This is a genomic window from Flagellimonas allohymeniacidonis (assembly GCF_004296335.1).
Taxonomy (GTDB): Bacteria; Bacteroidota; Bacteroidia; order Flavobacteriales; family Flavobacteriaceae; genus Flagellimonas; species Flagellimonas allohymeniacidonis.
The window spans coordinates 1,476,643-1,491,896 of record NZ_SGIU01000001.1 but is presented as its reverse complement, the minus strand read 5'-3'; the positions used below and the strand labels follow the sequence as shown (position 1 = coordinate 1,491,896).

The 15,254-nt window shown below is 40.8% G+C and carries 15 protein-coding genes; 5 read left to right on the top strand and 10 right to left on the bottom strand.

What is annotated here, in order from left to right; all coding sequences use genetic code 11:
• Positions 1-50 precede the first annotated feature (50 nt).
• The 4 genes from EW142_RS06860 to rho all read right to left on the bottom strand — a co-directional run bounded on the left by EW142_RS06860 (position 51) and on the right by rho (position 5,427).
• Positions 51-2,090, bottom strand: a complete 2,040-nt coding sequence (locus tag EW142_RS06860; protein WP_130611553.1) for an LruC domain-containing protein — start codon at positions 2,088-2,090, stop codon at positions 51-53.
• 241 nt (positions 2,091-2,331) lie between these two features.
• Complete coding sequence (locus EW142_RS06855) at positions 2,332-3,021, bottom strand: hypothetical protein (RefSeq protein WP_130611550.1); 690 nt, start codon at positions 3,019-3,021, stop codon at positions 2,332-2,334.
• A 5-nt stretch (positions 3,022-3,026) separates the two neighbouring features.
• Positions 3,027-3,698, bottom strand: a complete 672-nt coding sequence (locus tag EW142_RS06850) for a hypothetical protein (protein ID WP_130611547.1) — start codon at positions 3,696-3,698, stop codon at positions 3,027-3,029.
• 133 nt (positions 3,699-3,831) lie between these two features.
• Complete coding sequence (gene rho / locus EW142_RS06845; protein WP_130611544.1) at positions 3,832-5,427, bottom strand: transcription termination factor Rho; 1,596 nt, start codon at positions 5,425-5,427, stop codon at positions 3,832-3,834.
• A gap of 191 nt (positions 5,428-5,618) precedes the next feature.
• Between rho and EW142_RS06840 the strand changes: the two genes are divergently transcribed.
• Complete coding sequence (locus EW142_RS06840; RefSeq protein WP_130611541.1) at positions 5,619-6,029, top strand: DUF4293 domain-containing protein; 411 nt, start codon at positions 5,619-5,621, stop codon at positions 6,027-6,029.
• 80 nt (positions 6,030-6,109) lie between these two features.
• Here EW142_RS06840 and EW142_RS06835 read toward each other — a convergent pair whose 3' ends face one another.
• From EW142_RS06835 to EW142_RS06825, 3 genes are all read right to left on the bottom strand, one after another.
• Positions 6,110-6,970: a DUF6503 family protein gene (locus EW142_RS06835; RefSeq protein ID WP_130611539.1), complete on the bottom strand. Its 861-nt coding sequence runs from the start codon at positions 6,968-6,970 to the stop codon at positions 6,110-6,112.
• 68 nt (positions 6,971-7,038) lie between these two features.
• Positions 7,039-7,995 carry an MBL fold metallo-hydrolase gene (locus EW142_RS06830; protein ID WP_130611536.1) on the bottom strand — a complete coding sequence of 319 codons (957 nt, stop codon included), beginning with the start codon at positions 7,993-7,995 and terminating at the stop codon, positions 7,039-7,041.
• Positions 7,996-7,999: 4 nt separating this feature from the next.
• The gene (locus tag EW142_RS06825; protein WP_130611533.1) at positions 8,000-8,494 is read right to left on the bottom strand and encodes a metallophosphoesterase family protein; all 495 of its coding nucleotides are present in this window, start codon (positions 8,492-8,494) and stop codon (positions 8,000-8,002) included.
• An 86-nt stretch (positions 8,495-8,580) separates the two neighbouring features.
• On the opposite strand from EW142_RS06825, the gene truA reads away from it, so the two are divergent.
• Together truA and EW142_RS06815 are read left to right on the top strand one after the other, a co-directional pair.
• A complete protein-coding gene (truA, locus tag EW142_RS06820) occupies positions 8,581-9,333 on the top strand; it encodes a tRNA pseudouridine(38-40) synthase TruA (RefSeq protein ID WP_130611530.1) in 753 nt (250 codons plus the stop codon).
• Entirely contained in the window at positions 9,320-11,095 is a 1,776-nt protein-coding gene (locus tag EW142_RS06815) for an ABC transporter ATP-binding protein (RefSeq protein ID WP_130611527.1), read from the top strand. The genes truA and EW142_RS06815 overlap by 14 nt, the downstream gene beginning before the upstream one ends.
• Here EW142_RS06815 and EW142_RS06810 read toward each other — a convergent pair.
• From EW142_RS06810 to folP, 3 genes are read right to left on the bottom strand one after another with little or no spacing between them, the layout of a single operon-like run.
• Positions 11,092-11,859: a DUF3667 domain-containing protein gene (locus EW142_RS06810; protein ID WP_130611524.1), complete on the bottom strand. Its 768-nt coding sequence runs from the start codon at positions 11,857-11,859 to the stop codon at positions 11,092-11,094. The two genes, EW142_RS06815 and EW142_RS06810, sit on opposite strands and share 4 nt — an antisense overlap.
• The gene (gene cdaA / locus EW142_RS06805) at positions 11,860-12,645 is read right to left on the bottom strand and encodes a diadenylate cyclase CdaA (RefSeq protein WP_130611521.1); all 786 of its coding nucleotides are present in this window, start codon (positions 12,643-12,645) and stop codon (positions 11,860-11,862) included. It abuts the gene before it with no gap.
• Between the two features lie 47 nt (positions 12,646-12,692).
• Entirely contained in the window at positions 12,693-13,523 is an 831-nt protein-coding gene (gene folP, locus EW142_RS06800; RefSeq protein ID WP_130611518.1) for a dihydropteroate synthase, read from the bottom strand.
• Positions 13,524-13,617: 94 nt separating this feature from the next.
• Between folP and EW142_RS06795 the strand changes: the two genes are divergently transcribed.
• On the top strand, positions 13,618-14,157 hold the full coding sequence (locus EW142_RS06795; RefSeq protein ID WP_130611515.1) for a DUF1599 domain-containing protein: 540 nt from the start codon (positions 13,618-13,620) through the stop codon (positions 14,155-14,157).
• Positions 14,157-15,251, top strand: coding sequence for a BT_3928 family protein (locus tag EW142_RS06790; RefSeq protein WP_130611512.1), 1,095 nt, complete (start codon positions 14,157-14,159; stop codon positions 15,249-15,251). The genes EW142_RS06795 and EW142_RS06790 overlap by 1 nt, the downstream gene beginning before the upstream one ends.
• The last annotated feature ends 3 nt before the right edge of the window (positions 15,252-15,254 follow it).

Genomic DNA, 15,254 nt, shown 5'->3' with positions numbered 1-15,254 from the left:
CATTTTAAAACTAAAGGAAAAAGGCCCCAAATAGGAGCCCTTCTTTCTTATTATTGCAATTCAGATTCATTTCGATATCCAACCGAGTCCTTGTACCAATCTTGATATGCTGCCCCTCCTGATGCTGCCCACTCATTGAAGAAATTGTAGGCCTGGTTTACCGGTACATTTTCTTTTGGGGGCTTAAAATTGTGGATAATGTTTATGGCCCAGGGAAGCCCGGTTCCAGTTTGGTAATTGCCATCTTCATCTTGATTGACACCTTCTACCTCGGTATCATTTATGCCCAAACTAGTTCGAAACCGGTTAGGAAGGTGAATTTCCTTTCCTCTGTCCTCATCAACAATTAAAAATGGGTTGAAGGGTGCAAGTCCCAACTGGTTAGTGGTAATTGGGGTGGTAAACTTCACCGAGACTTTGGACGGAATGTTCAACATAGCTTCATTATTATCAAATAATATCACCACAGCTCTCGATTGTCCTTGTTCGGTGCCATTAGCAGCAACGTTGATGAACCCTTCTGTGAGGACCGTGCCTGTAACTGATTCAACTAGGCTCGGGGCAATACTTTCGAATTCAATACCAAAGGCATTGGCAAAACCGGCTCCATCCGAAGTTACCTCGAAATGTATATCGAGCTGTACGGCCATATTATCGGAATTGAGTATGGCAACAAAACGATAATTTATGGTAGTATCATTAAAATCATAGTCCCCCAAAAATGGCCAAAGGTCTTCAAAGGCAAGTGTTCCCCAACCATACTTGCTAGGTGTAAATTGTTCAAAGGCCTTATCAGCATCTTCCGGGAAATCGTCGTTGCTATCCGTGATTCCATCGCCGTCGGTATCGGGGTCAACCGCTGTTTCGTCAATAATCCTAAAGGTTGTCAGGTCGTTGATGGTTCTTCCAAAAGAGACACCTGAATTGGAGTTGGGCCCATATCTATATTCCCATCCTCCTGTTTGGGTATCCATTACGATTAGGTTACTATTACTCCCGTTATTGGCCAACCACAATTCGTTATTGGAATCGAAGGTCATTGATGTAGGCGAGAATGGTAGGTCTTCCCCACTAATTCGTGTAGAGTCATAATCTCCTTCATTGTTCAGGGTCAAGCGATAGAGGCCTGAAAACGAACAGAGGAATAGCGTGCCATCTTCGGCAAAGGCCAAATCCCCACCTTGTTTTTTATCCAATCCATTGATAACCCATTGGGACAAAATTGTACCGTTCAATGGATCTATGGTATACAATTTATCTCCTGTGGAAAAGTAAAGCAAACCATCTTGAGTATTATAATCCAATCGTGGCCCTCCAATTCCCAAGTTGGCCACAGTGGTCCAGGCGTCATTTATCATATCATATTTCATCAGGGGGTTCGGCTTGGAACGTCCTATGGAATACAAAACTTTGTTTTGTTGGTCAATGGCAGCCGTATAACTACCCATCGGCATCGTAGAAATAAAGGTATAATCTCCGTTCAAAGGATCTACCTGGAATAGTTCCCCACTGCCATTTACACAGTAGAGATAATCCTCTATCGCACTTTTGGATGAGGAGGCACCCTTGCCGCTGGAAGGCACATGGGTATAGGTCACCTCGTTGCCAACAATGTCAACGATAGATGAAGAATAAGCAAATCCTTCCTTTCGGCGGATATAAAGCTTTTCAAAATAGCTTGGAACTACAAAGCTGTGTTCTATTCTTCCTCCAGAAGGAACACCACTGAACAGTAAATGGTTGAGATTGTCAACAATTACATCCGTATCAGTTATTTCTTCATCTTCCTCACTGATATAGGTAAATTGACCTTGAGCCGTAGATGCTCTGTAGGCATAGACGTCATATTTAACTCCTGTAGTGTTATCATTGATTACCAATTGCAATGGCTTTTCTGTTTTAAACTCAAAACCATCAGGTATTTTTAAATCTGTGATGAGTAGCTCTCCGACTGGGGCGGGCTCTTCTGATTCATTTTCCGTTTCGGTTGCTGTCTCGATAGGCTCTTCAAGACTATCTTTTACACAGGATTCTAGGCAAAAAATAGTGCAAATTCCTAGAAATAATGAAACAATTTGGGACGTTTTCATAATTCAATTTTTCAAATATCTATATTCAGCGATGGATAAAAATAGGCTTGAACTGTGCAATAAATTCATCATTTACCTTTGCTGGCAAGCTACTGTCGGCGAACGGTATAAATGGTTCGACAAACAGAATATCCATCTTTTCTTGGAAAAAAGAACGAAAAAACTTACAAAATCTTATAACCTATCGACGAACGGTTCAAGGAAGTTGTAAAAGTGCTAAAAAGTGATGTTGGGGTCACAGTTAACGGAACGCGCGACGCTTTCCAAGTATGAAGCCGATACTAAAGAGCGCATACATCAAAACAATCAATATAACTAGGATGGTTTGTAAATTGTACTGGGCCCAAATTTCATATTTCAAGTACCCGATGAGGAAGATAAATGGGAAGAAGAGATAAAAAATAGCTAGTCCCAAGCTTATCCAGAACAGAAGATTTTGTCTTAGTGGGTAGGCGCTTTTGTCCGCTCTTTTTTCTTTAGCATAAATATAGATGGCAAACAAAAGGACCAAAGACCCCACCAAATCTGCATAGTACAGATTGGTATGGAAGGGATCTTGGAAAAACAGGCTGACCAAATAAGCTACAAATGTGATAATGGCTCCGTATTTTATCCAGGTTTTGTGCTTGGCCGTAACTACTGTCTTCCAATAGACCCAGTAGAAAAAACTAAATACCACTACTTGATAGATGTTATAAATAATGACATTGTGCCAATTATATCTCTCATCAGAGAAAAACTGAAAGTTTTCATGATACTTAATAAAATAGCCCAAGAGTTCCGTAAAAAAGGTATAGGCAATGAGAACCGGTAAATATTTTAACACGGTGTCAAAATATTTTCGGTAGCTGAAAACAGCAATTACCCATGTGACGAAATAAAAAGGAATAAAATAATGTTCCTTTAAAAATTCAAAGAATTCTTGGGCCATCTTTCTTAGAAATCACCGGGGGGCGGAGGTCCACTGCTTCCTCGGTTCATGGTTAGACTTTGATCTCCTCCTTGCGGGGCTAAACTGGGAGCAAAACTTGCATAGGCCTTTTGTGTCTTTGGGTTATTTTCACCCAAACCCTTTTGGTATACCTGTGTCTTGTCCTTAATGAGTTTTGCCTCACCATCAGCTCCGATATAAAAACCAAAATTTTGGCCATCTACGTTAATGGTAGGAACAATGAAAATCGAGTTTTGACGAGGATGTACTACTTTTTTACCATCTGGAAATTTTTCTTTGTTTGGATAGTTGGCGAAATAAAATCTTAAGGTGGTAACATCTACCTTTGCTTTTTTCGCTTCTTGCTCTACAAAAGCGATATATTGTTTCACTTCGTCAAAGTCGTAAGTAGACCAACGCGCTACCTTAAAGTTTTCATCGTCGTTCATTTCCAACTCAAAGGCCTTGATGCTCTCTACACGGTTTCTTGTGTAGTTATCGTATAGTTCCTTGGATTCTTCCAGAGAGATTATACTTTTTGGGGGCTTTACGACCTCCCTTTCTTCTTGTTGCGGTGGGTCATCGGTTTTTTCTTGTTTTGGTTTTTGCTGGCAAGAGGCCAATAGCACTAAGGTACAGCCCAAAAAAAGAGCAATGCTTTTGTAAGTGTTCTTCATGTTTGTAAGTCTTTTAAGTATTTAGAGTATAGGGAAACCGTACTAAAGATATGTTTTTCTCTAAAAAGAAGTACAAAAAACCCTTTGGGATCGCCAAAGGGTTAAATCATATTGTAAAATGGGGATTTGCTGACTACTCGTTCATGGTCAACAAAAATTCCTCATTATTTCTAGTTTGCTTAATGCGTTGTTCCATAAACTCCATGGCCTCTACAGGATTCATATCGGCCAAATACTTACGCATGATCCACATGCGTTGTATGGTGTTTTCATCCAACAACAGATCATCTCTACGTGTGGAGGAAGAAATTAAATCAATGGCAGGGAATATTCTTCGGTTGGAAATTCTTCTATCCAACTGAAGTTCCATATTTCCAGTACCCTTAAATTCTTCAAAGATTACCTCGTCCATTTTGGAGCCGGTCTCAGTCAATGCTGTGGCTATGATGGACAAAGAACCACCATTTTCAATGTTCCGGGCCGCACCGAAGAAACGCTTCGGTTTGTGTAGGGCATTGGCATCAACACCACCACTCAATACTTTTCCGGAAGCAGGTTGCACTGTATTGTAGGCTCTTGCCAAACGCGTAATGGAATCCAAAAGGATGACCACATCGTGTCCGCATTCCACTAGACGCTTTGCTTTTTCAATGACAATATTCGCTACCCGCACATGTTCGGTTGCTTCTTTGTCGAATGTAGATGCCACCACTTCACCTCGAACATTTCGTTGCATATCGGTAACCTCCTCAGGACGCTCATCAATCAATAAAATAATTTGATAAACCTCAGGATGATTGGCCGCAATGGCATTGGCGATATCCTTAAGAAGCATTGTTTTACCTGTTTTCGGTTGGGAAACGATCATACCACGTTGTCCTTTACCTATAGGGGAAAACAAATCGATAATCCTGGTGGATAAGGTACTTTGTCGTTCCGCTAACCTGAACTTCTCTTTTGGAAAAAGAGGGGTAAGGTGTTCAAACGAAACCCTATCCCGGACCACTTGAGGGTCCAAGCCGTTGATTTTGTTCACTTTAATAAGCGGAAAATACTTTTCTCCTTCCTTGGGAGGTCTAATGTTTCCTAAAACTGTATCTCCAGTCTTTAACCCAAAGAGTCTAATCTGGGATTGGGAAACATAAATATCGTCTGGTGAGGACAGATAGTTATAATCGGAAGAACGCAAAAAGCCATATCCGTCCTGCATAATATCGAGAACACCTTCACTTTCAATAATGCTATCGAACTCAAATTCAGGCTCTTTATAACGATTCTTTAAATCTTTATCAAAGTTGCTGCTTTTCTTGTCTTGGTGTCCTCCCCGTTGATGTTGGCCACCTCGCTTACTTTGACCTTTGTGTTGTCCGTTTGACTTATGATCTCGCTTAGGCTGTTGTGGTTGAGGCTCTTTTTTAGGTTCTTCCTTTTTGGATTCTTCCTTTACCTCAGGGGCAGGGGCAGGCGTGGCCACTTTTGTTTCGGTAGTGGCTTCCGATGTATTTTTTTGGTTTTTGGCTACGCGGGCTCTCCTAGGTTTGGGAGCTGCATTTTGCTCAGGTTGAGGTGCGCTTTTGGAAACGGCAACGGGGTTGGATGCTTGCACATCCAAGATTTGGTAGACCAAATCCAATTTTTTCAAGGATTTAAATTTAGGAACCTTGAGTCCTTTGGCAATTTCCTGCAACTCTGGAAGCTTTTTAGCCTTTAGATCTGAAATCTCAAACATTAAATGATGAATAAATTAAACTTACTTGATAAAACCGATTGAAGTAAAAGTTATTGGGGTATTACGGTAGGAAAGACTTCCTGGGTAAGTGTCACTCTAATAACGGCACAAGTATACAAATTATTTTTCAACATTCTGGGGCTTTTTCCCAAAAAGACACTTATTTTTGCCTTCCGAATTCTTTTGGTACAATGATTCAACGAATTCAAACGTTCTTTTTGGTAGTCGTCGCATTGATGACGGGTTTATCTCCCTTTTTGCTCAGTTTATGGAAAGATGCAAGTGGGACAGAAATATTCGCTAGCAATGTTTTATGGATCAGCCTAATGTTTTATGCTTCGGCGGCTTTGGCCTTGATTACCATTTTTATGTACAAAAACAGACAGAATCAATTTGTGTTGAACAGATTGAATATGATATTGAATCTTTTTTTACTAGGATTTTTCGTTTACCGATCGCTAAACTTATCCGGAGAAAGTGAAATTTCTGAGAAGGGTATTGGGATGCTGATTCCTGTATTTTCTATCGTTTTTCTGGTCCTGGCCAACAGGGCTATCAAAAAGGATGAAGATCTTGTAAAATCTGTTGATCGTTTGCGATAAACCTAACATCTTAGTAGTATTAGTGCGAAAAACCCCGGCCATTGGCCGGGGTTTTTATTTTACGATGAAGATCTTCCAGTTTATAATCCTTCCATCATGTTATCCACCGTAAATCCATTATTGAAATTAACATCCGTTAGGGTTTGAACAAGGTTCGGTTCTTCAGAATATCCCTCTTCACTGGGTAAAAAATAGGTTCTTCGGGTCGCCACAGTTTGCCCATCCACGTTGGTATACTCATAATTCGCTATGATAACCGGCTCGTTTACTCCTAAAAACGGTAGGGAAAAATAAAAGCGATCAATCATTTTGGTAGTGGGATTCACATAAAGGATATAAATATCGTTCTGTTCTTTGCCCGTGACCTCTGGGTCATAGGTTACGTGAACCTTATCATAGGTTGTTCCATTATACTCCTCTTGACCTTGATAGGTAACAATAGTGCCCTCGTTCGTAAGCTTATAAGGCATGGTGAACCAAAAGTAATTGGCTTTTCGCAAAAAATCCCCTAAACCAAGGAGTTGGGCGTCCTCTGTTTTGTTACCATTGATCATAACTACCGTCTCCTTACCGTCAAAACACTGAATGACCTCACCTTCTTCACCCGGCATAACATTGATGTCATGCTGCGTGTATTTTCCCAATGAAGCTTCGTTGCTAAAGATGTAGCGTTCCGTGGATATATCTGCTTTTCCATCAGCTTGACGGTAATCATAGGTATATTGTACATCGCGTTTGTTCCATAAATCGCCCCAACCACCATGGGCATGCGCAACAGCTTTTAAAATAGTTTTGGGTTCTGAGGTATCATAAATGGGGGCAGGGTCCACTTCTTCAACCACTGTTTCGGTTTGTGTGTCTGCCTGTTTTGACTTCTGTACACAGGAAGCAAAAAATAGAATACTTGTCAAAGCAAGAATCTTAAGGCCTTTTGTTTTCATGTTGTTGTTTTGTTGTTTGAGGCTTTAGACGAAAAGTGAGCTGGTGTCTTACGAAAAGCCTAAAAAAATTAAAGCTCAAATTGCTGTCCAAGGGATGCAACACCAAAACCTTTTTGAATTACATTGGAGTGTGCATCACTTTTCGGATTTAGAAGGGGATTCGTATGGTTGAAGTGAATAAAATGGATTTTCGCCTTTTCCGTTTCCGGAAGGTTTTTAAAAAGCTCAATGCTCTCAATCACAAAGGGATGTGGTATTTCAGAAATATCTCGGTTATCAATTTCTTCTCCGCTGAAAAAAGTAGCATCCAAAAAGGCTAGGTCAACGCTTTCAATTTCTTTGACAATCTGCTTCTCCCATTTAGACCATTTATCGATATCGGGAATGAAGAGGGTGGATTGGTTGGGTCCCATTAATTTGTAGCCCACCGTTTCTGAATATTCATCGCGATGTGGAACGGTAAAGGGAACGATGCTGAAGTTTTTCGAAAGTTTCAATTCCGATTCGTTGACGAGGGATATCATTTGGATGTTGCCCAAATCAACCAATTGATTCCATGGACCATTGTTCCGAAGAAAGTTTTCCATTTTGGGCATTGCATAAACAGGAACCTTTTGAGCGCCCAAAGCTTCTCTGCCCAAATACATCAACCCCGAATAATGCCCTATATGGGCATGAGTGAGGAGGATGCCATTTGGTGTTTCTTCTGAAGTTCCAGCACGTTTTTTGAGTTCTTTGAGTTGAGAAGTAATATCAGGGGATGCTTCGAACAAATAGGTCTTTTTAGTTTCATGGTCCACTACACCCAAACTCACCACCTTTCGGTCTGGGTCTGGGTTTTCAAATAATTGGGAGCAACACTCTTTTTTACAGCCTATGTGCGGACTTCCCCCATCTTGGACTGTTCCCAAAATGTATAGGCTTACGGTAGACTTTGGTTGATTTTGTGTGTCCTGACCATGTTTTTTTGAAGAAGTATGACATCCGAAGAAGGCAACCACAATAAAAATGACCCAAAACTTCATCCCTCTATCTTTTTCCAAGTTCAATGACCTCCAAATCCGTAATCTTATCCTTATCAATAACAAACCGAAGCATGGTGCGTACATGATGGAACCCATACTTTCCACATGCCCCTGGATTCATATGCAATACCCCCAATTTTTTATCGTGCTGCACTTTTAAAATATGGGAGTGACCACAAATAAAAAGTTTTGGCGGATTTTGTTTGATTTCATCCCGAACCCTAACATTATATTTACCTGGGTAACCTCCAATATGTGTGATCCATACATCAACGTTCTCACACAAAAAACGGTTATGTTCTGGAAACTCCTGTTGAATCCGGTGGTCATCCACATTACCATAAACTCCGCGTACGGGCTTTATCTTTTTCAAGCTATCGGTAACCGATAACGTGCCAATGTCACCGGCGTGCCAAATCTCATCAGCTTGCGAAGCGTATTTAAGGATGGATTCATCCATATGGCCATGAGTATCCGACAGCAACAAGATTTTGGTCATACGCTAAAAATATGCTAAAAAAGAATCCGTGAATCACGATTGTTGGGGATTCAAGTATCTTTAACGCCTAAAAGTAAAGGATTCCATTGAGATATTTTATCAGGTTTTCCTATTTCGGCAAAGCGTATCATGGTTGGCAAAGACAGCCCAATGCCATATCCGTTCAGGAAATTTTGGAAAACGCCATGTCCACGCTTTTAAGAGCACCGGTGGAAATAGTGGGTGCCGGACGAACGGATGCAGGCGTGCATGCTCGTGAAATGTATGCCCATTTCGATTTTGATGGTGCTATCGATTCGAAGGAATTGGTGCAACGCTTGAATTCCTTTTTACCTGACGATATTGCCATCCAAGATATAGTTCGCACTTCTAATGACGCCCACGCACGTTTTGATGCCAGTGAACGAACCTACGAATATTGGATTGTTCAACAAAAAGACCCTTTTTTCACTGATTTTGCACACCACGTTTGGCAGCCTTTGCAGATTTCTAAAATGAATGAAGCTGCGGCTCTTTTATTGGAACACGAAGACTTTGAGTGTTTCTCAAAGTCCAACACGGACGTCAAGACCTTTATCTGTGATGTACGAAAGGCAGTATGGACAAAAGAAGAAAACAAATGGGTATTTGCTATAACTGCTGACCGTTTTTTGAGAAACATGGTACGGGCTGTCGTTGGCACATTGCTTGAAGTGGGATTGGGGAAGCAGGAGCCAGTAGGAATTAATAAGATTATTGAGAGTAAAAGTAGGTCTGAAGCTGGGGTTTCCGTACCTGCAAAAGGACTATATTTGACTCACATTTTATATCCAAATAGCATTTTTGATGAGCAAGAATGACGAAATAGGAAAAGCATTTGACATCGGACTTTTCAAAAGGGTTTTTGCGCATACCAAACCGTATAAGACCATCTTTTGGGTCGTAGCTTTGGCAGCTATATTGTCTGCTGGATTTGCAATTTTGACCCCGGTTCTGGTGCGTGATGTCATCAATGGTGCGCTTTCCCAAAAAGATGCTGATTTGTTGCTGTATTTGGTGCTTTCCCTATTAGGGGTACTCCTTGGTCAGGTTATCACGCAACTCTTATTTAATTACTTCGCCAATTTATTGGGGGAATCTGTGATAAAGGATATTAGGGTACGCCTCTTCAAAAGGATGATGGGATTCAAAATGACCTATTTTGATAATTCCTCCATTGGTGTCTTGGTGACCCGGGCGGTGCAGGATATGCAACGAATCGGTGAAATCTTTAGCCAAGGGTTTTTCGTTATCGTGGCCGACTTGCTGAAAATGCTTTCTGCTGCAGCTATAATGATTATCATTAATTGGAAGTTGGCGCTTATTGTTTTTGCCATCTTACCTATAATTCTGATTGCCACCCGGCTTTTTCAACAGGCCATGAAAGTAGCTTTTATTGAAGTAAGGGCCCAAGTGGCCAACCTTAATTCTTTTGTACAGGAACGAATTGCAGGAATGAAAATCGTTCAGCTATTTAACCGTGAGGAAATTGAAAGGGAAAAATTCAGGACCATCAATGAAAAACATCAAAACGCCTGGCTGAAAACGGTCTGGTACAATTCCATCTTTTTCCCCATTGCGGAGATTTCTTACTCGGTAGGGATAGGTTTGGTGGTGTATTTTGGTGTTGTTCAAAACATCAATAATGTAAACCTGAATGATACAGGTTCCATTTTCGCTTTCTTTTTCTTGATGGATTTGCTCTTTCGCCCGCTACGTCAAATTGCAGATAAGTTCAATACCCTACAAATGGGAATGGTGGCTGCCAATCGCGTATTTAAAATTTTGGATACGGAGAGTAATATCCCTAACCTTGGAAAACTTGAAAAACCAGAGGTGAAGGGTAACATTGAGTTTGACAATGTGCGATTTGGTTACTTGGAAGATGAAGAGGTGTTACACGGTATTTCGTTTAAAGTGGAAGCGGGTGAAACTATTGCTATAGTAGGTGCTACAGGAGCTGGAAAATCAACCATAATCAATCTGCTGAATCGTTTTTACGAGATCAACTCTGGTGCTATTTTGGTCGATGGTATTAATATCAAGGACTATACGCTTCAATCACTTCGCTCGCACATCGCGGTTGTACTTCAAGATGTGTTCCTTTTCGCGGATACCATTGCCAATAATATTTCCCTCAAGGATGATTCCATTTCGCAGTCGACCATTGAAGAGGCTGCCAAACAAATTGGGGTACACGACTTCATTTCGAGTTTGCCCCAGGGGTATCAATACAATGTAAAGGAACGGGGAACCATGCTTTCAAGCGGGCAACGTCAGCTTATATCTTTCTTAAGAGCTTATGTAAGCAACCCAAGTATCCTAATTTTGGACGAAGCCACCTCTTCTGTGGATACCTACTCAGAGCAATTGATTCAAGGGGCAACTGAAAAAATAACAGAAGGTAGAACCTCAATTATTATTGCGCATCGTTTGGCCACCGTGAAAAAGGCCGATAAGATTATTGTGATGGATGCCGGTAAAATTGTTGAAATGGGCACTCACAAAGAATTGCTTAAAAAAGGAGGGTACTACAGCGACCTTTACGAAGCCCAATTTTTGGCAGAACAGCAAATTGCTTAAGGCTTTGGTGCAAAGTCTTGTATGTTGACCTTACCCACCAATAACATTAAACTTATGATTAGGACCCCTATTCCTAACATAACAAAGACCATCAAAAAAAGATAGGCCAAGCCTCTTAGGAATGTATTCATGATGCTCGTTCCATGTATCCTTCCGAAAACAATAAATTGATAAATCACAATCAATACGAGAAACAGCCAGTTGAAAATATCATAGGGAATCTTAAACAAGCCAAATAGGGGCAAACATATCATAACTTGCACAAATGAAGCTTGTGCAGTTGTATAGGAATTAGCCACCAAATGCTCAGTATAATTCAGTTTGTTTTTATCTAGGAACAAAAGCCAGGTCAGTAGGGCGTATATGGGCATAATCAAATACGAGAGCAAGCCTTGGTAATCGAAAATAAAATCAAGGTTGGGTGTATTGGCATTCGTTAAACTGTTCCCGGTGAGATTTACTTCGTAGATTCTGCGGAGCACAAAAAATAGCAATCCGGAGAGTGTTATTGCAATGGCGAAGTAACTAATGGGGTTCATGTATTTTTTTCGGGTCCCTGAAACAAAACTTTCAACCACCTTTTCAGGGCTTGTGAACAAATGCCTGAATGTCTTTAACAAGGTATTGTCCAAATTGAACACTTGAAAGCTTAAATCTTGCCAAATGTTCTTTATGGTCAGTCGATTGCGAATGACTTTTGCTCCGCAATTGGGACAATAACTAAAATCGGACCGTAAACTGGAATCGCAATTTTTGCAAACCATCTATTCCAAATCTTTTGTTATCAAATTGATGAGTTCAGGAAGGCCTTTATATGAGACAAATTCCCCACTTTTTATATATGAGATAAGCCCGGTCTCCTCGCTCACCACCAAACAAATAGCGTCTGTTTTTTCGGTAATACCCACTGCCGCACGATGCCTAAGACCAAAGCGCAGCGGAATGTTTCTGTCATTGGATACAGGTAAAATAACCCGGGTTGCTGTGATGTAATTGTCTTGAATAATGATTGCCCCATCGTGTAAGGGGCTGTTTTTGAAAAATATGCTTTCTAAGATGGGCTGTGTTATCTGGATGTTCATTTGATCGCCCGTGGACTTGATAAAATCGAGGGAGTTGGTGCGTTCAATAACGATCAAAGCACCTGTTTTTGTCGCACCCATTTTTTCACAGGCACCAACAATGGCGTTCACATCGGTCATGGTTGGGAGTGCCTCTTGTTTCAAAAACTTGAAATGACGGATAAAATTTCGTTTCGTAGCGAAGTTGGTGGAGCCAATCATCAGCAAAAACTTCCTGATTTCCTGTTGGAAAACGATAATAAGAGCAATCAGTCCAATGTTCATGAATCCACCCACCATGCTACTGATCATCTTCATTTGTAACAGCTCTGTAAGCTTCCATAGGGCCCAAACAATAACGATACCTATGAAAATATTGATGGCCACAGTGCCTTTGACCAATTTGTAAATGTAGTAGAGGAGGGCGGCGACCAGAACAATGTCAATGACATCGGTGATTTTAAACTCAAGAAAATTCAGGAAATCCAACCGCGGCGTTTTTGTAAAATTAACAAAAATAGAGGAACCCAAAAGGGCTATGTGTTAGCCTTTAATTTTTCAATCAATTGGACACATTCGAACGCCTCTTTAACGTCGTGCACCCTTAATATATTGACCCCTTTCAACAAGGCAATCGAATGTAGGGCAGTGGTTCCATTCAAAGCTTCTTTGGGAGAAGATTTTAAGATCTTATAGATCATGGATTTTCTGCTCAACCCAATCAAAATGGGTTTCCTTAAGGTTTGAAACATGTTTAGGTGATTCAACAACTGGTAATTCTGTTCGGTTGTTTTAGCAAATCCAAAACCGGGGTCAATAATGATATCGTTGATTTTTTTATCTCGGGCGATATGGAGTTTTTTTGAGAAATATAGCAAAAGGTCTTTCATCAAATCGTCATAAACCGCTTGCTTTTGCATGGATTGGGGGGTTCCCTTTAAATGCATCATAATGTAGGGAACCTGATATTGGGCCACTACGTCAAACATTTTTGCATCCAAATTTCCTGCGGAAATATCGTTGATAAGGGCCGCTCCAATTTCAATACTTTGGGCAGCGATGTTTGCCCTGAAGGTATCAATGGAAATCAATGTGGATGGAAAATGTTTTAAAATCAGCTCCATGACTGGAAACAAGCGTTGCATTTCCTCATCCTCAGAAACATGTTCCGCACCAGGCCTAGAGCTGTAAGCTCCCATGTCAATAAAAGTGGCCCCATTGTTGAGCATGAGCTCTACTTGGTCTAAAACCGCCTTTGCATCCTTATGTTTTCCGCCATCGTAAAAAGAGTCGGGGGTTAAATTAAGGATACCCATAACTTTGGGAGAACTTAAATCAATTAGGGAACCTTTACAGTTTATTGTCATTGACCGCAGTAGCTTTATTGGGTTTGATTATCTTTGGCGAGTGCTGGGAAGCACCCAAATTTTGGACGAAATTTACACAAAATAGTACGAACACATGTCGGAGACCTCCCAACAGTTTGACGCTGTAATCGATACCTGCCGGGAACTTTTCATCAAGAAAACAAAAGATTATGGTACCGCTTGGCGAATATTACGACTTCCTTCATTGACCGATCAGATTTTCATTAAAGCACAACGCATACGAAGTCTTCAGGAAAAGGAAGTGCGGAAAGTGGATGAGGGCGTGGTTCCCGAATTTATTGGGATTATCAATTATTCCATAATGGCATTGATTCAACTTGAAAAAGGGGTGGCCGAACAGCCCGACTTAAATGCCGATGATGCCATTTCTCTTTACGATAAGGAAGTGGAAGCTACAAAAGACCTTATGGAAAACAAAAATCACGACTATGGTGAGGCATGGCGCGATTTGCGTGTGAGTTCCTTAACCGATTTGATATTGCAAAAGCTACTTCGGGTGAAACAAATTGAGGATAATAAGGGCAAAACACTGGTAAGCGAAGGCATCGATGCCAATTATCAGGACATTATCAATTATGCCGTTTTTGCATTGATTCATTTAAAAGAGGAGTAATGAGATATTTGGTGCTGATTTCGCGGATAATCGTTGGGGTTCTGTTCATTATCAGTGGACTTATAAAACTCAACGATCCAGTTGGTTTCTCATTCAAATTGGAAGAATATTTCAGTCAAGGGGTATTGGACCTTCCTTTTTTGATGCCTTTTACCCTGACCATTTCGATTATTGTCGTCATTGTTGAGGTGGTTTTGGGAATATTTCTGCTCATTGGATTTAGGCCGAAGTTTACGGTTTGGAGTCTGCTGCTTATGATTGTGTTTTTCACCTTTTTGACTTTTTATTCTGCTTACTTCAACAAGGTAACCGATTGTGGCTGTTTTGGGGATGCCATTAAATTAACCCCATGGGAATCGTTTACCAAGGATGTGATATTGCTGGCCCTGATACTGATATTGTTTGTGGGTAAATCGTATATCAAACCTTTGTTCTCCTCAAAAATAAATTGGATTCTTGCCGGTGTTTCTATCATAGCTTGCGGCTTATTTGCCAACCATGTTTTAAACCACTTGCCTTCCGTGGATTTCAGACCTTATAAAATTGGCGCAAACATTCCCGATGGGATGATCGTACCGGATGATGCACCCAAACCCATTTATGAATATGCCTGGCGCTTTAAGGTAGATGGTTCCGATAAAGTAGTAGTCACCAATGGGGAATATCCGACTGTGGACGGAGAGTTTGTTGATGTGGAAACCACGGAAATCCAAGAAGGATACGAACCACCAATCCACGATTTTACCATTGAACAAAACGGAGTTGACCTTAGTTCGGAAATCTTAGAAGAAGAAAAGCTAGTGATGGTAATTGCCTATGATTTGGCAAAAAGCAATTATGACTTTTTCGAAGCGCTGGCAGCCACTGCCAACGTAGCTTCCGCCAAGGGATATAAAGTCATAGGAATGTCCGCTTCCAGCGAAGACCTAAAACAAGGGATTGTTCAGAAATACAATCTTGGTTTTGATTTTTACTTTACCGACGAAACCACCTTAAAGACCATAGTTCGGTCGAACCCGGCTGTTTTGGTTTTGGAGAAGGGCACTATACAACAAAAAGTACATTACAACGATTTAGACGAACTGGAATTTTAAACG